The 21,728-nt window shown below is 52.2% G+C and carries 22 protein-coding genes; 6 read left to right on the top strand and 16 right to left on the bottom strand.

The features are described from left to right. Positions 1-65: 65 nt before the first annotated feature. Complete coding sequence (locus tag WCY20_RS08120) at positions 66-2,195, top strand: hypothetical protein (protein WP_345974208.1); 2,130 nt, start codon at positions 66-68, stop codon at positions 2,193-2,195. Between the two features lie 704 nt (positions 2,196-2,899). Next, positions 2,900-3,184 carry an antibiotic biosynthesis monooxygenase gene (locus WCY20_RS08125; RefSeq protein WP_345974210.1) on the top strand — a complete coding sequence of 95 codons (285 nt, stop codon included), beginning with the start codon at positions 2,900-2,902 and terminating at the stop codon, positions 3,182-3,184. 474 nt (positions 3,185-3,658) lie between these two features. On the opposite strand, the gene WCY20_RS08130 is transcribed toward WCY20_RS08125, so the two are convergent. The 15 genes from WCY20_RS08130 to WCY20_RS08200 all read right to left on the bottom strand — a co-directional run bounded on the left by WCY20_RS08130 (position 3,659) and on the right by WCY20_RS08200 (position 16,946). Then, on the bottom strand, positions 3,659-4,498 hold the full coding sequence (locus WCY20_RS08130) for a DUF6544 family protein (RefSeq protein WP_345974212.1): 840 nt from the start codon (positions 4,496-4,498) through the stop codon (positions 3,659-3,661). A gap of 59 nt (positions 4,499-4,557) precedes the next feature. After that, positions 4,558-5,088, bottom strand: a complete 531-nt coding sequence (locus WCY20_RS08135) for a YbhB/YbcL family Raf kinase inhibitor-like protein (protein ID WP_345974214.1) — start codon at positions 5,086-5,088, stop codon at positions 4,558-4,560. Positions 5,089-5,156: 68 nt separating this feature from the next. Next, the gene (locus WCY20_RS08140) at positions 5,157-6,479 is read right to left on the bottom strand and encodes an APC family permease (protein WP_345974216.1); all 1,323 of its coding nucleotides are present in this window, start codon (positions 6,477-6,479) and stop codon (positions 5,157-5,159) included. Positions 6,480-6,498: 19 nt separating this feature from the next. Next, positions 6,499-7,371 carry a VIT1/CCC1 family protein gene (locus WCY20_RS08145; protein ID WP_345974217.1) on the bottom strand — a complete coding sequence of 291 codons (873 nt, stop codon included), beginning with the start codon at positions 7,369-7,371 and terminating at the stop codon, positions 6,499-6,501. A 115-nt stretch (positions 7,372-7,486) separates the two neighbouring features. Further along, entirely contained in the window at positions 7,487-8,167 is a 681-nt protein-coding gene (locus WCY20_RS08150; RefSeq protein ID WP_345974219.1) for a class I SAM-dependent methyltransferase, read from the bottom strand. Between the two features lies 1 nt (position 8,168). Then, positions 8,169-8,456: a DUF4242 domain-containing protein gene (locus WCY20_RS08155; protein WP_345974221.1), complete on the bottom strand. Its 288-nt coding sequence runs from the start codon at positions 8,454-8,456 to the stop codon at positions 8,169-8,171. Between the two features lie 107 nt (positions 8,457-8,563). Further along, a complete protein-coding gene (locus tag WCY20_RS08160) occupies positions 8,564-9,511 on the bottom strand; it encodes an FAD:protein FMN transferase (RefSeq protein ID WP_345974223.1) in 948 nt (315 codons plus the stop codon). Then, entirely contained in the window at positions 9,508-10,137 is a 630-nt protein-coding gene (locus WCY20_RS08165; RefSeq protein WP_345974225.1) for an HAD family hydrolase, read from the bottom strand. The genes WCY20_RS08160 and WCY20_RS08165 overlap by 4 nt, the downstream gene beginning before the upstream one ends. A 189-nt stretch (positions 10,138-10,326) precedes the next feature. Beyond that, complete coding sequence (locus WCY20_RS08170; RefSeq protein WP_345974227.1) at positions 10,327-10,698, bottom strand: YeeE/YedE thiosulfate transporter family protein; 372 nt, start codon at positions 10,696-10,698, stop codon at positions 10,327-10,329. Positions 10,699-10,932: 234 nt separating this feature from the next. Continuing rightward, positions 10,933-11,205, bottom strand: a complete 273-nt coding sequence (locus tag WCY20_RS08175; protein WP_345974229.1) for a hypothetical protein — start codon at positions 11,203-11,205, stop codon at positions 10,933-10,935. Between the two features lie 98 nt (positions 11,206-11,303). Beyond that, the gene (gene hemH, locus WCY20_RS08180; RefSeq protein ID WP_345978238.1) at positions 11,304-12,266 is read right to left on the bottom strand and encodes a ferrochelatase; all 963 of its coding nucleotides are present in this window, start codon (positions 12,264-12,266) and stop codon (positions 11,304-11,306) included. Beyond that, positions 12,254-13,048: a hypothetical protein gene (locus WCY20_RS08185; protein WP_345974231.1), complete on the bottom strand. Its 795-nt coding sequence runs from the start codon at positions 13,046-13,048 to the stop codon at positions 12,254-12,256. Before WCY20_RS08185 ends, hemH begins: the two co-directional genes overlap by 13 nt. Continuing rightward, entirely contained in the window at positions 13,045-14,178 is a 1,134-nt protein-coding gene (locus WCY20_RS08190; protein ID WP_345974233.1) for an FAD-dependent oxidoreductase, read from the bottom strand. The genes WCY20_RS08185 and WCY20_RS08190 overlap by 4 nt, the downstream gene beginning before the upstream one ends. Positions 14,179-14,195: 17 nt before the next feature. Beyond that, positions 14,196-16,244 carry a glycine--tRNA ligase subunit beta gene (gene glyS, locus WCY20_RS08195; protein WP_345974235.1) on the bottom strand — a complete coding sequence of 683 codons (2,049 nt, stop codon included), beginning with the start codon at positions 16,242-16,244 and terminating at the stop codon, positions 14,196-14,198. Between the two features lie 120 nt (positions 16,245-16,364). Further along, a complete protein-coding gene (locus WCY20_RS08200; RefSeq protein ID WP_345974236.1) occupies positions 16,365-16,946 on the bottom strand; it encodes an NUDIX hydrolase in 582 nt (193 codons plus the stop codon). 269 nt (positions 16,947-17,215) lie between these two features. Here WCY20_RS08200 and WCY20_RS08205 point away from each other — a divergent pair, with 269 nt between their 5' ends. The 4 genes from WCY20_RS08205 to WCY20_RS08220 all read left to right on the top strand — a co-directional run bounded on the left by WCY20_RS08205 (position 17,216) and on the right by WCY20_RS08220 (position 21,325). After that, positions 17,216-17,602, top strand: a complete 387-nt coding sequence (locus WCY20_RS08205) for a class II SORL domain-containing protein (RefSeq protein WP_345974237.1) — start codon at positions 17,216-17,218, stop codon at positions 17,600-17,602. A gap of 446 nt (positions 17,603-18,048) precedes the next feature. After that, positions 18,049-18,711 carry a uracil-DNA glycosylase gene (locus WCY20_RS08210; RefSeq protein ID WP_345974238.1) on the top strand — a complete coding sequence of 221 codons (663 nt, stop codon included), beginning with the start codon at positions 18,049-18,051 and terminating at the stop codon, positions 18,709-18,711. Next, positions 18,708-20,066, top strand: coding sequence for a hypothetical protein (locus WCY20_RS08215; protein ID WP_345974239.1), 1,359 nt, complete (start codon positions 18,708-18,710; stop codon positions 20,064-20,066). Before WCY20_RS08210 ends, WCY20_RS08215 begins: the two co-directional genes overlap by 4 nt. A gap of 218 nt (positions 20,067-20,284) precedes the next feature. Next, a complete protein-coding gene (locus tag WCY20_RS08220; RefSeq protein WP_345974241.1) occupies positions 20,285-21,325 on the top strand; it encodes a hypothetical protein in 1,041 nt (346 codons plus the stop codon). A gap of 24 nt (positions 21,326-21,349) precedes the next feature. Here WCY20_RS08220 and WCY20_RS08225 read toward each other — a convergent pair whose 3' ends face one another. Continuing rightward, positions 21,350-21,727, bottom strand: a complete 378-nt coding sequence (locus tag WCY20_RS08225; RefSeq protein WP_345974242.1) for a YbgC/FadM family acyl-CoA thioesterase — start codon at positions 21,725-21,727, stop codon at positions 21,350-21,352. Position 21,728: the final 1 nt, after the last annotated feature.

Below are 21,728 nucleotides of genomic sequence, written 5' to 3' on the forward strand. Positions count from 1 at the left end.
CGGTCTCTATTACTGAAGTCGGAGCCAATCTTTTTTCTTTACCCGTTCAAACAGAGGAGTATCATATGAAAAAGGTCAGTAAAAAATTCGAAACCAACACTTTTCAGTCTCTTTTTGTCCTCTTAGCCATTGTTTTTTCGGTCTCTTACGTCAGCTGCAGCGGCGGAGGCGGCGGTAATGATGTGGATGATGATAACGGCGACTTTACAGGCGGCTCCGGCGTCGGGGCCAACGGAGTCGTCACCTTCTGGCGCTACTATCCATCTGCAGAGGGTGCGGTGGGTACAGCCAAGGCTGTTTTGGAGACCTCCGGCAACGACTTTCTCATCGCCGGCAGTCAGGGGGATGATTTTGATTTTGCACATCAGGACATCCACCTTATCCGGACCGACAGCAGCGGCATCAGCACACATGAAAAAACGGTCGACCTGCCCGGCGGGTCCGTCGCTAACGATATCGTCGAAACAGCTAACGGGGATGTGACTGCCGTAGGCTACGCCGGCAGCGATGCGCTGATTGACCTGGTGCTCCTGTCAACCGATGCCGATTTCGTGCAAAAGTGGCTGAAACACTTCGGCGGAGGTTTGGGAAACGATGCGGGGTATGCACTGCTGAAAGCGCAGGACGGGTACCTGATGGTCGGTTCATCCCTTCGCAACGACCCGCCCCGGCAGTATATCTGGCGCTTTAAAACGGATGATAACGGAACCTTTCTGCCCGGTTCCGAACGCCTCTACGGGGGCCTGGAGGAGAGCGTCGGGCATGATGTCGTTGCGACATCGGACGGCGGTTACGCCATCGCCGGCGGCAATGTAGAGGATACTGGCGAAGGGGTCACCTTGGCCGCCTATCTGGTAAAGACAGACGCTTCGGGCAATGAAGAGTGGCATAAAAGCTACGGCATCGGCCGCATCCACTCCCTTCAGCAGACGGAAGACGACGGCTACGTTCTGACCGGGATCAACGCCCCCTGGGAGGGAGAGCCGCACTCTACCAACGATCTGCTCGTCATCAAGACAGACGCCGCCGGCAACGAAGAGTGGCGCAGGACCTTCGGCGGTGCAGATATCGATGTCGGCAAAAAAGTGCTGCTGAGCGATGACGGCAACTATCTCATCGTGGGGACCACCCTCTCTTTTAGCAGCGGGGATCTGCCGCATCTGCGACAGGACATCTACCTCATCAAGCTCGACCCGGAAGGCAACACCGTCTGGCAGAAGGTGAAAGGGATGTTTCAGAGCGATGAAAACGCCCAAACGGCGACACTCACCTCCGACGGCGGCTTTGTCGTCACCGGCAGCGGCTACGGACGGATAATGGCGGCAAAATTCGATGCCAACGGCGACACGATCACCCTGGGGGACAAGGACTTTACGCTGACCGTCCCCGAAACGCTGACTGCCATCAGCTATGCCAACGCGGCCGATGTTGCCGGAAGCGCGAAAACAGTCCTGACGCTGCCGCAGGAGGTCGGGAGCTTCGCCCTGCAGCGCTACATCGACGCACTTAACGGCGACTCGCCGGCCGAGTTCTGTGATGGCGGCGGCAGCTACAGCTGGAATCCGGCTGTAACGGAGGCAGTCCCGGCTAATGGCGCGACATACACCCTGACGATGGCAGCCTGTGTCAGCGGCAGCGGTATCGATCAGTTGATTTTTAACGGCAACACGACGTTGACCTTTGCTCAAGACACTACGGGAACTCTCGGTACCGCTGACTACGGTGTCGGCTTTACACTGCACGACATCGCCATCACCTTCAGCGACTCGGCAGGTTCACTATCAATTGCCGGAGCAACGCAGTTCGCACGGACTGCTGCCGGCGGAACCTTCAGCGAGTTTTCGCAGCAGGCCGCTTCGCCGTTGTCGCAGACAGAAGGCAACAGCACCGTCTCGCTCAACGCCTATGTGATCAACGACACAGTAACGGCTGCGACCTACAGCATCGGGCAGAACGGCAACAGTGCCGACTTTACGGTAACCGGTATCGACGGGACATTGACACTGGCTGTTGAAACTGCCATCGCAGGCAGTGCCATTGACTCCCCTCTTTCGGGCGCCTTCACTACGACCGCCGATGACAACAGTACGCTCCATCTCACGGTCACAGACGGCACCGCAGCCATCACGGTGGACACCGATGCCGACGGTGTCACTGACTTCAGTACAAGCAAACCATGGGAAGATCTACAATAAGCAGACAAAAGCACCGTAGAATCACCTCTGCGTGTACCGGCGTCCCTGCCCACGCAAGACATGACAGCGGAAAACAATACAAACACCTTTTGTGTTGTAACGAGTTCATCAACAGATCAACAAAAAAAGTCTTCGATTAGCGCCAAAAATGCATTATATCAACATGTGTAGATTGTCTAAAAAACAGTAGTGAGGTGTACCTATGCCAATGAAATTCCGGGTACAGTGTACCAATTAAATTGAAGATCTTGGTGCCACATAATTTGTTTCAAATATAAATCGTCCCATTCGTTGCGGAGCTCTCATTTTATCTATGGCTCTTCGTAAAAGGGGTCAAGGTCATCGTGCCCAGCGGACCGACTGTCACCTAGCCTGCAGCATCAAAGTGCGTCGCACCCGACAACGCACTGCAAACAAGGCTTATGTGCACACCGGTTTCAGATCGGCTTTATAATATTTCCCTTTCTTATCATCGCAACCTCTATTTTTTAATCGCTTCAGTACAGACAGGTCTGATACAATAAAGTTAAACATGGATGTGCGGATTGTGTCGGTTTTGAATGGGTATAAACGTGCATCTTGTATGAAACGAACTCAACCAACGGCAGGAGAATCTTCCCTGCCGCTTATCACAGGTAGCGACCAGAGAGTCGGCAACCAGGTCCCATTCCTCTCTATGATCTACCTTAGAAAAGGAGTTGACCATGGTTTATCTGCTTATACGCCATAAAGTAGAAGATTATGATACATGGAAATCCATGTATGACGAGCATGCGGCTGCCCGTAAAGCCGCCGGGTCTCAGGGAGCACGGCTGCTGCGTAATACGAATGACGGCAACGAGGTCGTTGCCATTATAAGTTGGCCGGACTTCCAACATGCACAGGCTTTTAGCAATTCCCCGGACCTGCATGCCGTAATGCAGAAAGCAGGTGTAATAGGGGTGCCCGATCTTCTCTATCTAGAGGAAGTCGAAGAGACCCCAGCCTAAGACATTGAATCTATCTCTGTCTATGCCAGGCTTTTCAGTTACAGCATCCGTGTCCGATACACGCCTTCATACATAGAAAAGCGATATCTATAGCAAATAAGGCTGTCGTCTAACTAAGCGGCAGTCTGACAATTTTTCTTTCCCCTTCTCCATTTGTCACCATATACCTTTTTACTCGTTGCCTGCTAGTCTCTGCACTTTTTTCATATTGGGATGGTAATAGTTGACAATACGCTCTTAAGTGAAAATCAGCAACCATAGCAAATGAGATACAAACATTTTCGTATCAAACAGAAATTGCATATCAAAATCCAACATCAGTAAAGGTGCTTGCATGTTCAGCAAAACCGCGTTATTACTGTTGGTTTCGCTTACTGCAAGGACGAAGCGCTCAGAGAAATTTGTCGTGACTTGTTGGGATTGATATAGGCATTCCCACTGAAACCGTGGGAACGAGGAAAAGAACACAACTATTCAGTCGTATTTTACCTGCGCTATCGTTGCTCTCCAGTAGGGGTAGGTCTGCTCTTTAAGCTGCCATTCGACCTCGGCTTCCGAGGGGATGCGGTAGCCTTCTACATCGATATATTTTCCGTAGCGTCCCTGCCACGGCGTCGGTATGTAGTCTCCCGAGACCTCGCGGTAGCGGTCCGGTGCGTACACCGAGACGATCTCGCCTTCATCGTTGAAACCGAACTCCAGTGAGACACTGTTATTACCGTCCGACAGGGTGGCTTTTGCCTTATGGTCGTCGATGGCCTGCCACGAAACCCCCTGACTCGGCAGAAGCGCCGTCGGGAACCAGACGGCCTCGGCAAGGTAGCGTTGAAGCCCCCCGCTGTCAAGCTCTTTTGGACCGTGGGCGTCAACAATGCGAAAGAGTGACATGAACCGCCCTTTGACATGCCCCTTCCCTTCGATGTAGCTGTCGCAGACATTGACCGAAAGAAGCGGCAGCATCGCTATGGAAGCGCTCCAGACAAAACCGATGGGCCGGACGGAGTAGTACTGCTCCGCTTCCATGTCGGACCACCCCTCCATCTCGGGATCGGCACGGAACCCGCCCTTTTGTGAGACAAAGGCGTGGGAGATCATCGGGGCACCCTCTCGGAGTACCAAACGAAAATACCGCTGTACCGGGTCAGGAAGATTATCTATCTCCTCTGTTTCGAAGTAGTGACGCTGCCCGGACGTTTCGGCGTAGACCTTTTCAAAGAGGGCCGAGGTGTACTGGTACCAGCTCACCTTCGCCCATAACAGTACGAGCGCCAAAAGTGTTATGACGATCAATACGATGCGTCCTGTATTCGTCATCTTTTCTCCCTTCGTTTACCTCACTGTCATAAAATAGCCTGACCTTCGGTTCTTTTGACTCAGTCTCTTTGATAATACGAGACGACCGTCGCCTTCTGGATGGTGTGGGCGTTGATGTTGTATCCGACCACTGCGCTGTCGCTCTTGTCATTGAGATCCAGCTTGTCCGTGTCGAGAGCATAGACCGTAAAGATATACATATGCGGACCGTGCCCTTTAGGCGGGCAGGCGCCGCCGAAGCCGCTGAAACCGTAGTCGGTCATCGTCTCGACCGCCCCCTTGGGCAGTTTATGCTCCGCCGACGCGTTGGCGGCGATGCCTTTCGCATCGGCAGGGATGTTCACGACCTGCCAGTGCCACCAGCCGCTGCCGGTCGGCGCATCGGGGTCATAGACGGTGATCGCGAAACTTTTCGTCCCCTTGGGCGCGTTTGTCCAGTGCAGTTCAGGGGAGATGTTCTTCCCGCTGCAGCCGAACCCGCCGAACTCTTCGGCTTTTGTCAGCTGCCCCTTCAGGGTGTCGCTCTCGAGGGTAAAGTTGCCGCCGAAGGCAAGCGAACCAAAGGCGATCAGTGTGATGAAAAACTTCATGGCATACTCCTTTTTTTGTCTATTATACATTGTGAAACGTCGAAATGCCAAGTCCCTATGCGGCGGGGCTATTGTCTGGTACGGCCTTTACCCTCATCGCGCTCAAGACGTTTGTCCATAAAGAGCGACAGTTTTTTGTTGAAGCGGACATAGACAAAGGTAAAGAGCGCCGTCGCCAATATGAGGATGAAGCTGCTGATCAATGCTGTCGGATCGTGCAGGACGTTGTAGCCGATGAGAACGACTGCCGCACCGAGGCACAACAGGGTCCCCGAGCCCGAGATCAATCGGTTGCCACCCGTCTCTTTATGGAGCAGGAAGTTGGCCAGGTTGACCAGCATGAAAACGATCAGGAAGCCTAGGCTTCCGGCTACCGAGATGTTGTCCAGGTCGAACACAACGGTAAAAAGTATGCCGAAGAGTCCGAGGAAGATCATCCCCTCGTACCCGTGGCGGACCTTCATCTCGAAGGCTTCCGGCAATTCCCCCAGTTTGGCGATCAGGTAGCCGGTACGGCCGCCGCCGTAGAGGGTCGCATTGATCGCCGATGCTGTCGAAAGCAGCGCGGCGACGCCGATCAGCACGAACCCGGCCTGGCCGAAGAACGGTCTAGCCGCTTCGGCCAGCGCGTAATCCTTGGCATTTTTGGCCTCTTCAAACCCAAGGTTGCCAACGGCAACTGCGGCAATCAGGACATACAAGACGATCACAAAGAGCACGGCGGCATAGTAGGCACGCGGCAGGTTCTTCTCCCGCTCTTCGATATCCTGTGCCGTATTGGCGATCAGCTCAAACCCCTCATAGGCGAGAAAGATGATCAGCCCGCCGGCCGCAACAGAGGGGAGCGGCATCCAGTCTACCGGCGCCATATGCCCCCAGTCTATGCTCAGATAGCCCGCCGCAGCGAAGAGAAGCAGGATTGCCAGTTTGACGAAGACCATCAGGTCTTCCGTCTTGCCCGTCATCACGGCGCCGAGCAGGTTGATCACCGTAAAGAGAACGATCACCCCGGCGGCAAGCGCATCGTGAAGCCAGGCAACGTCTTTGCCCAGTATCAGCGCCGAACCGTAGCTGCCGAAAGCGTAAGCGTAAAGCGCCAGCATAACGACATAACTCATCAGCATCAGGGTGTTGACCATCGAAGAGAAGAGCCCGTTGCCGAAGGCTTGTACGATAAACTCGATGGTCCCGCCCTCGCTGGGGTAGCGCAAAGAGAGTTTGACGTACGAGTAGACCGTGACCAGGGCGATAAGCCCGGCCAGAACGAAAGCGAGGGGTGCGGCGCCTTTTGCGAGTACGATCGTCAGCCCCAGCACCGCAAAGATGCCGCCGCCGACCATGCCGCCGACCCCGATGCTGAACGCTTCGATAAAACCGATCTTTTTCGCCATGCCGACCCCTTTTGCCGTTTTAGATCTCAATACCGAAATAACGGTGCACGCCGTACCCGATGGCAAACGAGATGAGCGCCACCCCCAGCGTGATCAGCAGCATCTGTGATGTACGCCGTGCAAACGACTGCCCTTTGGCCACCGCAATATAAAAGTTATAGGCCATGATGGCAACAACGGCACCGGCGAACATCACGGCCAGCGCCGTCGCAATGCGGGAGAAGAGGAAAAAAGGCAGGACCAGCACCGCCGTCGTCAGGATGTAAGAGATGCCTGTATAGGCCGCGTAGACCGTTGCACGGATGGTCTTGTCGGGATTCTCCCGCGCTTCCAGATAGGAGGAGCCCGCCATGGAGAGCGAAGCGGCGACCCCCATGATCGCGCCCGTGATCCCGACGGTCTGCGTATGCTCGAACGCCAGTGCGATCCCGCTGAGCGTCCCGGTCAGTTCGACAAGCGCGTCATTCATCCCCAGTACGATCGCCCCGGCATAGAGCAACTTTTTGTCCTGCAGCATGCCGACGAGTTTCTGCTCGTGCAGCTGCTCCTGCGTGTAGATCTTACGTGCCTCGGGATACGCGTCGAAGAGCGAACAGTAAAACGCCTCCGCCCATTTTTCGCGCCGCTCCACCCACTTGAGTGCGAACGACGTGCCGAAGATCGTCACCAGCAGCAGATAAAAGCGTATCAGAAGCGGTGACGCTTTGCGTTTCTGACCCGTGATCTTCTCCCAGAAACGGTAATGTTCAAGTTCCTCTTCGGCGATCTTAACAAACACTTCACGGTTCTGCGGCTCTTTTTCCCGCTGCGCAAGCGCCAGGTAAAGCGCGTGGTCATTGATCTCGTTCTGCTGCTGGATCAGCGCCTTTTTCAACTCTGTCGATGATACCATCTGCCGCCTCTCAAACTATGCTGTTACTATTGTAGCAGTTTACCCGCTGTCCGACTGTTTGCCGACACATGAATGAAGTAGAGTGCGGGCATCGGCCGGCGCCTTGTCCGCCCCGCTACGCTTTTCGGTACCAGGCCCAAAAGTGCGGCACCGGCGGCTCCTGGTCATCGTCGTAGGCAAGGAAGTTCTTCTCGCTCAGGCCGCTGCGGACAAAGCCGTCGATCTCGTAGCGGTCCAGCGGCAGCGGGATGTCGTTCTCCTGCTCCCCCGCCAGACGTGAACGGCAGGAGACGAGCAGGTCGCCCTGCTTTGCCAACAGACTAATCATCGCGTCGCGCGCCTGTATTCGGTATTTTCCCGGAAGAACCTGTATGGTGTTGCACTCGTAGACAAGGTCAAAGGCTTCAGACCACGCAGACGGGTAATCAAAAAGATCAGCGACAAGGTAATCGACTTTACTCTCCGGATAACGGTTTTTGCACAGTTCGATCGCGCTCGGCGCAATATCAAAAGCGGTCACTTTATAGCCGTACTTCGTCATGATCTCCGCATCATCACCGACGCCGCAGCCGACAGCGATCGCCTTTTTACCCAGACCAATGTCTGGGTTGACTTTCAGCCACTCGACCAAGCACGGGTTTGGAGCAAGATCCGCCCAGAAGACGGCACTGTGGTCGCCTTCTGCACTGCGGTAGATGTGGTCAAACCACCCGGTCGGATCATTGCTCTCCTGGTGGGAACGGACCATTTCCCTGTATTTCTCGGCATCAAAGGCTTTTTTGTTTAACCACTGCAATTCATTCCCCTTCGGCTGTTACCGGATCGACGACATGCGTGACCTTGCGCACAATGTTTGCCGGGAACCCGCTGCGTTCGCTGTGTTCATAGATCAGTGCCTCATCATCAACGATATAGATACAGAACATGACGTCTGCCGTAGCATACGAATGGACCCACTGAATCGCTTTATGCTCTGCCTGCATCGCCGCTATCACCTCGTTGGATTTTTGCGCTGCCGCACGATACTCGTCGGGACTGAACGACCCGACACCCGGAATATCCCGATGAATTATATACTTGTTCATCGTACACCTCCTGTTACCGGTCATATGAAAATCTTATACCAATACAGTTGGAGACGCTCTTTGCCATCGCAGGCAATATTGATACTTAAGGGTACTTTATGTTCGATTTACTGCTGTTTCAAATAGGTGAAGTGACTGACATACCGTTCGAGGTTATCGCTTCTGTGCCGTTCGCCGCTGGCGGTGACGAGGAGATAGGCGACATCAAGCGTCTTTAAAAACCGGATGGCCTCTTCGACAGGCATCACCGAGGCGGCTGTCGCATAGGCGTCAATGTCGCTGTTCTTGCCCAGAGAGATCAAGGTGATCGAGGCAAATTCCTGCTGTGACCGCTTCTTTTTGGGATCGATCAGATGGTTGTGCGCTCTGCTTTCCACATACCGACGGTAGTTGCCGCTGGTGGAGACAGCCGTGCCGGGATGTTTCGTCGTGAATTCGGCAAGCGTCCCCTCGCCGAAAGGGTCTTGGATGCCCATTTTGCAGATGTCCAGACAGCGAATATCGCCGCTCAATGCGATCGTACCGCGGGTAACGTTCTGCTCTCTCAGATAGGCCGCCGCCTTATCAACCCCAAAACCCTTCCCCATACCGCCGAGGTCGATGACCGTGCCTTCGTCGAGCCGCGCCTGCTCGGTATCGAAATGCAGCCCCTGAAAACCGATCCTGGCATTTTTCAATGCACCGCTATCGGCAAGGCGTTCATCCTCCCCGAAACGGTAGAGCCCCTTGGTGACGGAGCCGACCGTAATGTCGAAATAGCCGTTGCTTTTTTCATAGTACCGTTGCGAGAAAAGAAGCGCTTCATAACTGTAAGAGGAGAGAGTGGCGACACGGTCATGGTTGAGCTTGTAAATGTCGGCGTTGGCATCGTAACTCGAAAGCGACGCTTCAACAGCGCGCAAGATCTCAAAACTTTTTTGCAGCTCTTTTGTCTTCTCTTGCGGCAACGATATTGTCGCGAAGGTGCCCATCATCACCTGCGTGCGCTCGAGCAGCTCGGAAGCGTTCAGTAACAATACAAAGATAAGGGAGAGGAAAAGAGGCGCGTGTCTCATACGATGATGTCGAGCAGCTCTTGGGGCGTGCTGAGAATATGGTCGCCGTGGCCCTGCGGGCTGAAACCCCAGGTCGCGAAGACAGAGGTCACCCCCGCACGGAAAGCCGCTTCCATGTCTTTGGAGTTGTCCCCGACCATAAAGGCCCTGTCCGCACTGCTCTTATATTGACAGTGTTCCAGGGTGATATGCAGCATCTCCGGATCAGGCTTCGGCAGCGCCACCATGTCGGCCCCGACGATACGTTCAAAATAACCCGCCACGCCGACATGCTCCAGCATACGGTTGGCGAAGCGGCTGGGCGCATTGGTCGCAACACCCATCTTCACACCGCGTTCGTTCAGCTCGACGATCAGCTCATGAACCCCGTCATAGAGGCGTGCGGACTCCGTACACTGCTTGTGGTAGTGGGCCTCGAACAAGATGCGGTCGCGGTCTTCGTAGAGTTCGGTCCCGTAGAAGAGCTGGGCCAGGTTACGCTTATCGCGGTTGATCGCCTCAACGACAAAGTCGCAGGTCAAGGGTGCCAGTCCATGGTTTGTCTCGCGGACATGGTTGATTGAGACAGTGATGTCGTACTGGGAGTCGATGAGGGTGCCGTCCATATCAAAAATTACTACGGTCATAGTGTCACTTTGCTTCATGATGTAAGATAGAGCGTATTCTAACCAACTAAAGCAACAGAACGGATACACATTCGCATGTCGGCGATGTTTTTAAGAGACAGAAAAGAAAAAAAAGAGGGGAAGCGGTGTGTTGACCGAAAGCGAAAGGAAACGGCATCGTTTCGGCATCAGAGAGCCCATCAAAGGGGGCTACTTCTCCAGCTGCTTCAGGTCGGCGTCATCCAACAGTTCCAGTTTCGGAATAAGGATACTGACAATCACCAGGGCAATCCCGAAGATGAGCACGGCGACGGTCGCGTCGCCTTCCACCAGGCTGGCAAGGTTCATCTTGCCAAGGCTCTCGCCCATAACGACTGTGAACTGCTCGTAATAGAGGGTGAAGACCAGTCCGCCGATCGCGCCCACAAACACGTCGATACGCCCTTCCGCGATAGAGATCGGACCGGTACCCGGGCATTTTCCCATGATCGCCATGGCCACACCGAAGAGAAGCCCGCCCACGACAAGCCCGTCGAGCATCAATGGTGTCTTTGAGCATCGCAAAACCGGCGATCTTCTCAAACTTGTCCACACGGGTGTACTGGATGATACCGCCGAAGAAGATCCCGATGATGAAGACCATCAACACCGAGCCCTGCCCGAGATTGGCAACGGTCTCGAACATCCCTGCAAAACGATCGATCATTTTATCTCCCCACGGCGGTAGAAGAGACGTCCGGTGATAACAACCGTCGGCAAGACGGGCACCGATGATCATGAAAAAACCGGAGACGAAGCTCCAGATCAGACGCGATTTCACCGAGTTGTTTTTAACTTTTTCCAGGCGGTCGGCAGCACGCTCAGACGGAAGCTTTTCGTGATAAAGACCGACGTGAAAAAACCGCCCATCAGCGCACCCAGAAGCATCACCCCTTCCCAGGCACCGGCGTTATTGATCTCCTGCAGATAAGTGTATTTCTTTGGATCCAGTCCGAAAAGAATGCCGGAGAAGTACGGAACATAGGTCGAAGCGCCGATAAAACGGTTTACACCGAAAACAGAAAAAGTAAAAAGCAGCAGCAGTGACATCAAAATTTTGATATCAAATAGTCTAATAAATAGAAGGTCTTTGTCTTGTGCAGTGCGGCTTAATAGCCTGTTTTCCGCTGCAACAGCGGAGAGAGGAATTAACTTTTCATCTTCGAATAGATCTCGATCAGGGCTTCGACAAACTTCGGGCTGTCATTGACGCAGCGGCAGACGCGGTACGCCTTGAAACCCATCTCTTCGGCGATCTCTCTGTACTCGATCTCAAGTTCAAAATCCGTCTCCGAGTTGTCGATCGTAAAGGCGATAGGATAGATGATGACCCCGCGGTTTCGCACACGCTGCAGAGCGTCTTCGAGCGAGGGTTCAAGCCACTTCATCGGCCCGACTTTGGACTGGTAGGCCAGATGGACCTGGTGAAAGTCCATCTTGTGCTCCTGAAGTTTTTTCTTGAGCAGTTCGACATGACGTTCGACATGACGCTGGTACGGGTCTCCGGCATCGACGATCTTCTGCGGCAGACCGTGGGCGGAGAAGATAATATCAAAATCGGTATAGACCCCGTCACCCATCTTCTCTTTGATCCGTTCGATCACCGCTTCGTTATAGAGGTCGTTCTCATAATAGTGTTTGACTTCGACCAGAACAGCATCCATCCCGCTGTTATGGAACGCCTCTTCAAAATCCTCCAGTGAAGACTTTGTCGTCGTTGTCGAGTATTGCGGATAGAGGGGGATCAGATAGATCTTTTCGACCTGCTGCTCCTTGAGACGTTCTATGACCTCGGGTGCGAACGGCGGCGTATAGCGCATCACAAAATCGACGGTCACGTTCTCGTCGGCGAGCTTCTCCTGCAGGGATGCGACAAGGTTTTTAGTATGCCCGACGATCGGTGACTTGCCGCCAAGCTGGCGGTAGATCTCCTGCGAAGACTCTGTTCTCGTCAGCGTGATCATACCGCCGATGAACTTGCGAAGCAGGCTGCTTTTCATCGTCAGAATGTTGGGGTCGTTAAACATGTTCTTCAAAAACATCTCGACCTCATGGAGGTTATTCGGCCCGCCCATGTTCAGTAGGATAATCGCTTCTTTCACTTCGCCAATACCTTTTCTATCTCTTTTGTCACCTCTTCGCTGAAGAGTAATTGGGCGTGATTATAACCTTGATACTCTTTATAGTCAACCACCATTCCCTCTTTCGCCCTCGCCTTAAGCTTACGCGGCTGGGCGATAGGGACAAAGCCGTCATCCCTTGTCACATACATATAGAAAGGCACCTTCACCCCGGGGATCTCGCTAATCGTCTCAAAACGGTGTTTGATAAACATACGGGGCACCGGTTTGAATCTCGCCCAGGAGAGTGCCTTCACCGACTCGAATACCGCTACCAGAATCAGCTCTTTCGGGAAACGTCGTGCCGCAGTGTGGACGGCGATATTGGATCCCAGGCTGTATCCCAGAAGTACGGGGTCTCCGTAATGCCCGGCAACATAGTCGTAGATCTTCAGCGCATCCCCGTGATAAGCGGCTTCGCTCGGCTCTCCGCCGCTCTTACCGTAGGCGCGGTAGTTAAAGGCGATAATCCGAACGCTGGGATAATGCAGCGACAGCTTGCCGATCAGCGTCACGCTGTCCTGCTCCCGTCCGCCGAAATAGAGCATCGTCGTCGCTGATCTCTCTTCGGGCTCATAGACGACGCCTTCAAGAACAATACCCTTTTCAACCTGCAGTTCAAGCGGGCGGTAAAGGTCGGGGAACTCGGCAAAAAGACGGCGTCTGTTATAGTATTGGGGTGCAAAGATGATCTTGTGCTGCAGCCGGTAGACAAGCACGGAGGGTATCACAAAGAGAAGAAGGAGTCCCAGCACAACCAGTTCGGTTATCACGCCTGCGCCCTCTTCTTCGCCCAGCGCTTGAAAAAACGGCTCGGGGAGAGTTCGGGATCCAGGGCTTGGCCTTTGCAGATATGGTCGCTGAGCTGCTTGGCCAGATAAGGAGCGAAGACAAAGCCGTAACCGCCGGAGCCGTTGATCATGTAGAGCTCCGGATAGTAGACGAACTGCTCGTCACCTATCTTCTTGATGTTAATAAGGTCAAGGCCCCGTGCGAGGCTGCCGGAGGCGTCCACCACCCTGCCCGCGATGGGGAGGTAGTCGTTGCTGCCTGAACGCAGTCCGGTGTAGTCTCTGAGCACCTCGACATCTTCCAGCCTCACGCTTTTGAGCGCCTTCTGCAGCAGCTCTTCTCGCCCCGCTTCATAATCATACGATTCGTCGCCGAAAGGGTCGAAACGGAGGTCGTGCGTTGCACCGATGGCGACCGTCCCGTCGTCGGACGAAGGCGAGACGGAAAGATGGTGATGGATGCTGAACGGCACCTTCGTGCTTGTCTTCACATCGATCCGGTGTCCCCAGACCCGGCGCAGTTTCAGGTAGGGCATCTCGACGACAAAGTCGTAAGAGCCTGTCGCCAGGATAACCCGTTTCGCTTTGACGGAGCCCGCCTGCCAGATGCCGTCGCTGTAAGCGAGGGTTCCAACCTGCTCGTTTTTAAGGTCTATCCCCGCTGCCAGCGCTTTGCACATTGCCTGCGCATCGACGACGCCCCCCTCTTCCAACACGATCGAAGCGCAGGCTTTGGCGTAGGGTGTCAGCAACGGTTCGACGTCGGAAATATCTTCGGAAAACGGGAGGGTCGTTGTCTCTTTGAAAGCATTGAGGCGGAGGGCGTTTTCGTCTGAGTTGGCGATCTGTAAAAGCCTTGCCCGTTGGATCTGTCCGGGAAAATTCTGCGTATAAAAGTCCAGAGAGAAACGATACGCCTCTTCGAGGAGCTCTTTAAGGGGTCCGCCCTTGGTGAACTTGGGGGAGATGAAGGCACCGGCTGCTCCGGAACCGCCTGAAGCGATCCCTTCGCGGTCGATCAAAACAACCTTTTGTCCGGCTTCTTTGAGAAAGTAGGCGCAGCTGCAGCCGTTGATACCGGCGCCGATGACCGCTGTGTCGTAGATCTGCATGGCCTTACAACCGGGCCTTAAAGGGTGATCTCTTTAATGTCCGCAATATCAAAGATCGCTTTGTAGATTGTACCGACAAGCGCTTTACGGTTGTTTCTGACGGCTTCGTCCTCCGCGTTGACCATCACCTTGTCAAAGAAGGTGTCGAGCTGCGGTTTCAGACTGAAAAGCTGGTCAAGACGTTCGGTCAGGTTTTCAAAGGCTTTGACACTGACCTCGTTATAGGCAGCAAAAAGTGCTGTTTCAGCCTCTTCTTCGAACAGTGACGTATCAACATCGGCAAGAGCATCAAGATCGACATCTTTAGTGATGTTGGCGACACGCTTAAAGGTTGAGAAAATCGTCGGAAAGTCATCACTCTCTGCGATCGTCGTAACGGCTTCGATCTTTTTATCGATGGCACGCAGTTCGCGTTCGCCCGTTGAGAGGACCGCTTTGACGATGGATGGGTTGACTTTATAGTACTGGTTGAGACGTTCCAAAAAGAAGGCCTCAAGTTTCTCAAAATCGATCGCTTTATATTTTTGACCAAGGCTTTGAAGCACCGCATTGATATCAAAGGCCAGGTCATGCTCTTTCGTAATACGGATCAGCCCGACGACCGCACGGCGAAGCGCAAAAGGGTCGCGCGAACCGGTCGGGATCTGGTTGATGCTGAAGAGTCCAAGCAGGGTGTCAAGCTTGATCGCCATCGCGACAATGGCACTCATCTTCGTCGACGGCACCGCAGAGTCTTCACCATCCGGAAGGTACTGCTCCCTGATCGCGATGGCGACTTCAGGCTCTTCTCCGAGGGCTTCGGCGTAGTAGTACCCCATCAAACCCTGGAGTTCGGTAAACTCGTAGACCATCTCGCTGCTTAAATCCGCTTTTGCCAGTTCGACAGCACGCTGCAGAAGCTCCTGGTTCATCTCGTAGTGCTTGCCGTTCTCTTCGCAGACGGCGTCGCCGTAAAGCTCATAAAGGTAATCGGCGATGTCGTGTTCGCGGTCGATCTTGTCGCGCAGACTGCCGAGTCCGTTCATAAAGACGACTTTTTCCAGGCCGTCAGTACTCAGGCCGTTACGAAGGTCGTTGTCGTAAAAGAACAGTCCGTCGGCAAGTCGTGGACGGAGCACGCGTTCATTACCTTCGATCACTTTTGAAAAGTCGTCCGTCAGGGCATTGCTGACAACAACAAACTTGTTGATCAGTCTCCCCTCTTTAAAGACAGGGAAATAACGCTGATGCTCTTTCATCGAGGTGACAATCACTTCCGGAGGAAGACGCAGGAAAGCCTCGTCGAAGCTGCCGAGAAGCGGTGTCGGGTGTTCCGTGATCGCCACGACCTCCTCGAGCAGTTCATCATCCAGCTGTACAAAGACGCCGTGCTCTTTTTCAATGTTCTGAAATGCCGCCAGAATAGCCTCGCGGCGCTCATCTTGAAACAGTGTCACCGCACCCGCTTTGAGCTTGTCGAAATAGTCTTTTGTGCCCGCGAAATCCTGAGGTTCAAAACTCTCCATGCGGTGCACATAGGTCTTCTTCGCAGACGCAACGCCGAAGAGGCTCATCTCGACCTCTTTCTCGGCCAGCAGCACATTTACCCAGCGGATCGGACGGATAAAGCTCTCCGTGTTGGAGCCCCATCGCATCGACTTGCCGAAACTGAGCGACTTGATCCACTTCTCGATCATCGCCGGAAGCAGTTCGGCACTCTCTTGACCTTCAACACTCTTTTTGAAGTAGAGGACATCTTTGCCGCCCTTCTCCGCTTTTGAGATCGCATCGACGCTTACGCCGCACTTACGGGCAAATCCTTCTGCCGCCTTCGTCGGTTCACCGTCTTTATAGGCGATAGCGATCGGTGCACCGAAGAACTCCTCTTCGCTGTCGTCCTGGCGCATCTTGAACTCCGGATGCCACAACACCAGACGGCGCGGCGTATAGTAGAACTCGAACTCGGCCAAAAGTGCGTTCTCTTCCAGAACAGCCGCCCATTTTGTCTCGATATTTTTCAGTTCGTTTAAAAGCGGAACAGCCGGAAGCTCTTCGACACCGATTTCAATTAAAAGAGGTTGGATCATACGTAACACCTGATTTGATAAATTATAGTACGCGATTTTAGCGCTTTGCGGGTTAAATGCCGCTTTTGTAAAAGCGTAACCATCACCTTGACATGTTAAAACGTAGCCGGGTAGTTGGCGTCAGCAGTAGGGCGAGATATCCATGTTGAGGAACTCGTCCATCAGGATCAGCAGCTCTTCTCTTGACGAACCGGCAAAATGGTTGCCGATAAAGTGATTGATCCCCTTGCCCGCATGTTCCACAAGCGGAACGATCTTGATACCCGTGATCTCCGACATAAAGTGCGATTCATCTCCTTCTTCATAGGCATGCAGCAGGATCGAGCGGGAGAAGTTGTTGAGAATGTGGTAGTAAATATGCAGGAACTCGATTTCCATGACCTTGAGACCGTATAGATGGGTAACGATCTTCGCTTCGTGCGAAGCGATGGGATGGACTTTGTCGGGTTTGACGGTGATGCCGATCTCTTCTTTGATCTCGCGCACCAGCGTCTCCATAATGGACTCGCCTTCATTGCGTGTTCCGCCCGGAAACCCCATGCGCCCGTCCCAACGGTCGATCATGATCACCGCAGGACACTGGATCTTCAGAATTTCGTCTTTGAAATATTTCCACGGTGAGATCGCTTCGACATAGATGGCAAGAAAAACAGCCTCTTTTTTGCCGGCTGTCTGGTTGGCGAATGGGACGCGTTTCGTCATGGGCGCAAACTCCGGATATTAATGTGTAGGATTATACAATAGTTTTCTGACGGTTTTTACTTATCACAGGAGAGTTCCGGCCATCGGCAACGGCCGGGTACCGGGTGGTGATCTTCTCTCGCTCTTGCAAAACAGCTCTTATTTAAGAATCATTCTCACTTGTAACTGAGAAAAATTTTAATTAAGACACTATTACTCTCAATTATGTTTCATTAAAACATATTCGGTGTAGAATGCCCGATATAAATCAAAAAAACAAAAGGAATACCATGCCTAAGATTAACAAATACGTTGATATCGACACAGTAGAACGCGAAGCAAAGAAAGATCTTATCGATCGTCACTCTCCATTTATCACTGTCGAAGGTGAAGCTAAAAAAGGCGAGATGCTTGCTGTAAACGTTAAAATGGGTCAAGAGTATACACACCCGGATGATTTCGACCACTATATCGAAAGCATCACTCTTTTCAACGGTGAGACTAAGCTTGCATCAGCATCATTCGTACCCGGTACACTTGGGAATGAAAAATCACACGCTGAAGTAACGTTTAACATCCGCCCAATGGGTAAAAAACTCAACCTTGTAGCGCATGGTTACTGTACAAAACACGGCATCTGGGAATCAACTCCTGTTGTCGTAGAAGTTGCTGAGTAATTCAACACCTTCTATAATCAAGGGGCTTCTGCCCCTTCTTTCATTTTAGCATTTTCAAAACCTTTTCAATCGTTCGGCAATCTCAATATACCCGCCTCATATGCGACCACTTTCACGCAGATTTATCAGAAATTAACACATCATTAATTACACTTACCAAAACATATGGGCACCTCTAAAAGCCCTAGTCTGCCTCAGAGGGAAAAAGAGGGGTGAGATTGTGCAAAACTTTTCTTGAGTCATAGCCGAAGCTACGGCGATAGAAAATTTTGTGCAAGATTGCTCCTCTTTTTCCCTCCCTGCGGGCAGCACAGAGAAACACATACTCTTCGTTGGTACTTCTCACCTTAGCTATGGCTAGGCTGTCAAAGTACCGCCTTGATTATGAATTTCTCTGTGTTGCTGAAGCTAACTAGGGTTTTTAGAGGTGCCCATAATAAGGAGCTATGCTGAAATCCTATCAAAACCTTGTCATGCTTCAGAACCTCTACCGGTTAAAAGCAGTCGGATTTACCTATAGCGACCCTTTTGTGACAAACAGGGCGACAGCTTCGCAGCAGCTGCCCGACGACCTGGCCCAGCTGCATGCTGTGATCAGCGAATGCCATCTCTGCGACCTGAGCAAATCGCGCAGGCAGAGCATGAGCGGTCAGGGTAATCCCAATGCCGAGCTGATGATTGTCGACGCCTATGTCTCCGTTAATGAAGATGCCTCCAACAGTCACTATGTCGGCCGTTCCGGCGAATCGCTTGTCAAGATGATAGAGAACGTCCTTGGATTGAAGATAGAAGATGTTTACATCACCCATGCCGTCAAGTGCAAACCGCTGGGCACCAACACCCCTTCTTCATCCGAATTTACGAGCTGTAAGCCCTACCTCTATAAACAGCTGGAGGCCGTCAGGCCCAAGGTCGTTATGACACTCGGTCCGGATGCCTATCGTCTACTAAGCGGCGACGACACCCCTTTTGAGCAGGTCCGCGGGCATCAGATAAACTTTGGCGACTACACCATCGTACCTATCTTCCATCCGCAATTTTTATTGCGAAACCCTTCACTCAAAAGTGAAACACTCAATGATCTTAAAACCATAAAGAGTTGTCTATGATAAAACATTTCTTATTGCTTCTTATTCCCTTTTTCCTCACTGCCGGGGGCATTCAGGTCTCGACGATCCCGCTTCCGACGACCTATATTCAGCTTATCGACTATGATGAGGATTGTGATGATGATTGTCTGCAGGCCTATCTCGACGATGGCCAGATCTTTACCTTTCTGGCAATTGCCCATGACAAACTGGACAATGAAGCACTGGATGACGCACGGATGGTCTACGTCGGTCTCTTTAACATCGGCTCTTCCTACATGGTCGACAGAGAGCTCAAGATCGCCATGATCCTTCCCTATAAACTGATAGGCCGCTATGCCTACTCGACATCCAATGCCGTCTTTGCCTACCTCTTGACACGCAACCACCCCTTTGTGCTCAAAAACTTTCAGATCAATGATGAGGGTCCAGACGAAATGGCACGTGTCTTAAACGAGATCAGAGATGAAAATTTTCATTATGTCATCGCACCGCTGACGCCGGAAGGGGCGCGGTTCATCGTAGAAAATGAAGAGGAGCTCAAGGTCTTTTTCCCGACCATCAACAAGAACGATCTCAACACCTCGGCAGAAAACATCTCTTTCGGTGCGATCGATTACCAGACACAGATAGACAGACTGACACCCCGCGCCAGCTCCCCTCTGGTCATCATGTACGACAAATCGCCTAAAGGCAAAAAACTGTTGCAGATGACAAAAGAGAGCTATCTTGGAAGTGACGAACCTTTCCAGCCGACAACACGCCGCGAAGCCTCACTAACAGTGGATCTCCCTTACGACCCGGAACTGGAGCCGACAAAGAAGCAGGTCATCGCCTATGGCATCGACAGAAAAACCAGCAACCTGCAGTACCATTTTGAAAATAACAAAAAGATCCAGTTCGGCAGCTTTTTTCTTAATACGCCGGTCATCAAAAGTACGATGATCCTCTCCCAGCTCTCACTCTATGATACGAATGCGACCAATGTCCTCTCGACGCAGATAAGCTATGACCCGCTGATCCTCTCTATGACCCAGACAAAAGATCGTAACAATTTCTATATCGCCAACTCTATCAGCGTCAATAACAACACCCTCGTTGAGACCAATTCGCTGCTGAGCAATGATATCGCCTATGACTGGATCAACTACGCCTCCACTATCGGTGCAGACTACTTCTACCACAGAATCACCAATGCAGAGCGTACCTACCCGCTCCCGATGATCAACAACCAGGTCATCTACCCGGTCTCGATCGTTAAACCTTCCGGCGCACGTTTTGAGGTCGTAGAAAAAGGGGAACTGCCGCAGCTAGACAGCAATGCTACTGCTGAAGAGCCCTTAGAAAAGCTTTCACCTGCCTCTTTTCCGGGGTAAAAAGCAGCTCTGAGACACGAAAAAACGCCCTCTTCTAAACTGTGCGATACCTTTGACGAGATCTCTCTACCTATACAGATTCCCCTTGACATTATTCGCCTTATGTTACAATGTCACTGTTTTTTCTAAAATTTTATACTATATAGTTGCTGCACATCTGTTTTTTTTAGTTCCTTTCGACTAAAAAAGTACGCCGATATAAACCAAGGTCTCTGTTAATGAAACGACTCCACCTCTTCCTAATTCTTTCAGTTGCCTTGTTCATCAGCAGTTGTGCGCCAAGGCCCCATGCCATCTTGCCCGAGCTGACCGATAAAGAGATAAAGATCGCCATGATCCTGCCCTACAAGCAGATCGGCCGCTATGCCCATACTACTTCAAATGCAGTCTTTGCCTATTTTCTGGCGAAAGAATGCCCCTTTGCGCTTAAAAACTTTCAGATCGATGATGAAAGCCCCGAAGAGATAGAACGCGTTCTAAGTGCGATCAGAGCAGAAGGGTTCCGTTATGTCATTGCGCCTTTGACGCAAAAAGGTGCACGGGTCATCACACAAAGTGAAGGTGAACTCAATATCTTTTTCCCGACCATCAACAAAAATGATCTTACCACCACTGCTCAGAACATCTATTTCGGGGCCATTGACCACAAAGCACAGATCGAAAGACTTATCCCCTTCGCCGATTCACCGCTTGTCATCATGTATGACAAATCGCCCAGAGGCGAACAGCTGCTAAAAGAGACACAAGAGAGTTATCTGGGCGCTGGAAATGAAAAGGTCATCGCCTATGCTATTGACAGGGAGACGACCAATCTTAAACACCTTCTCGAAAAGAACGAGGAGATCCAGTCGGGAACATTTTTTCTTAACACGCCGGTCATTAAAAGCACCATGATCGTCTCGCAACTTTCATTCTATCAAGTCAATGCAGCCAATATCCTCTCGACTCAGACCAATTATGACCCGCTGATGCTCACCATGACCCAGGAAGAGGACCGCGAAAAACTTTACATTGCAAACTCCATCAGCAGCAACAGCGACCTCCTTGTCGAGACCAATTCGCTGCTGAGCAATGATATCGCCTATGACTGGATCAACTATGCCTCTGCTGTGGGCGCCGACTATTTTTTCCATGAGCTTACCGGTGAAGAACGCACCTTCCAGCTTCCGATGGTAAACAACCAGATCATCTACCCGGTCTCTATCGTCAAACCTTCCGGCTCCCGCTTTAAAGTCGTTGAAGAAGGGGTCCTGCCTTAGAGTAACGCTGATGGCGGCAGGTTCCTACGAAAGAAGCGTACTCAACATCCCGCGCGTCTCGTCACTGAAGCGCCCCACCTGACCGTCATGGGTCAGATAAGCCAGCTTGATTTTCATAACAAAAAGCTTCTCTTGACCGCGATAGATCGTCTGCTGCAGCGTGAACGAAGCATACTTCAGCGAGAGCAGCTCCGTCTTCACCTCCAGGAGATCGGCAAAAAGCGCCGGCTTGACATAGTCGGCCTCCAGCGACTTCGCGACAAAGTGCCCCTCCTCCAGGACCGGCGAAAGCCCCTTGGAAAAAAAGAGCTCGCTGCGCGCCCTCTCGCAGAAGTTCAGATAGTTAGAGTGGTAAACCACCCCGCCGAGATCGGTATCTTCGTAGTAAACGCGTATTTTCAAT

The organism is Sulfurimonas sp. HSL3-7, from assembly GCF_039645985.1.
Lineage (GTDB): Bacteria > Campylobacterota > Campylobacteria > Campylobacterales > Sulfurimonadaceae > Sulfonitrofixus > Sulfonitrofixus jiaomeiensis.

Bases quoted from the DNA above. Each gene is read 5' to 3' on its own strand.
- WCY20_RS08220 (WP_345974241.1), top strand. From the start codon at position 20,285: ATGAAACGACTCCACCTCTTCCTAATTCTTTCAGTTGCCTTGTTCATC.
- glyS (WP_345974235.1), bottom strand. From the start codon at position 16,244: ATGATCCAACCTCTTTTAATTGAAATCGGTGTCGAAGAGCTTCCGGCT.
- WCY20_RS08140 (WP_345974216.1), bottom strand. From the start codon at position 6,479: ATGGCGAAAAAGATCGGTTTTATCGAAGCGTTCAGCATCGGGGTCGGC.
- WCY20_RS08215 (WP_345974239.1), top strand. From the start codon at position 18,708: ATGATAAAACATTTCTTATTGCTTCTTATTCCCTTTTTCCTCACTGCC.
- WCY20_RS08165 (WP_345974225.1), bottom strand. From the start codon at position 10,137: ATGACCGTAGTAATTTTTGATATGGACGGCACCCTCATCGACTCCCAG.
- WCY20_RS08160 (WP_345974223.1), bottom strand. From the start codon at position 9,511: ATGAGACACGCGCCTCTTTTCCTCTCCCTTATCTTTGTATTGTTACTG.
- WCY20_RS08120 (WP_345974208.1), top strand. From the start codon at position 66: ATGAAAAAGGTCAGTAAAAAATTCGAAACCAACACTTTTCAGTCTCTT.
- WCY20_RS08205 (WP_345974237.1), top strand. From the start codon at position 17,216: ATGCCTAAGATTAACAAATACGTTGATATCGACACAGTAGAACGCGAA.
- WCY20_RS08145 (WP_345974217.1), bottom strand. From the start codon at position 7,371: ATGGTATCATCGACAGAGTTGAAAAAGGCGCTGATCCAGCAGCAGAAC.
- WCY20_RS08155 (WP_345974221.1), bottom strand. From the start codon at position 8,456: ATGAACAAGTATATAATTCATCGGGATATTCCGGGTGTCGGGTCGTTC.
- WCY20_RS08200 (WP_345974236.1), bottom strand. From the start codon at position 16,946: ATGACGAAACGCGTCCCATTCGCCAACCAGACAGCCGGCAAAAAAGAG.
- WCY20_RS08175 (WP_345974229.1), bottom strand. From the start codon at position 11,205: ATGTCACTGCTGCTGCTTTTTACTTTTTCTGTTTTCGGTGTAAACCGT.
- WCY20_RS08210 (WP_345974238.1), top strand. From the start codon at position 18,049: ATGCTGAAATCCTATCAAAACCTTGTCATGCTTCAGAACCTCTACCGG.
- WCY20_RS08190 (WP_345974233.1), bottom strand. From the start codon at position 14,178: ATGCAGATCTACGACACAGCGGTCATCGGCGCCGGTATCAACGGCTGC.
- WCY20_RS08130 (WP_345974212.1), bottom strand. From the start codon at position 4,498: ATGACGAATACAGGACGCATCGTATTGATCGTCATAACACTTTTGGCG.
- WCY20_RS08135 (WP_345974214.1), bottom strand. From the start codon at position 5,088: ATGAAGTTTTTCATCACACTGATCGCCTTTGGTTCGCTTGCCTTCGGC.
- WCY20_RS08125 (WP_345974210.1), top strand. From the start codon at position 2,900: ATGGTTTATCTGCTTATACGCCATAAAGTAGAAGATTATGATACATGG.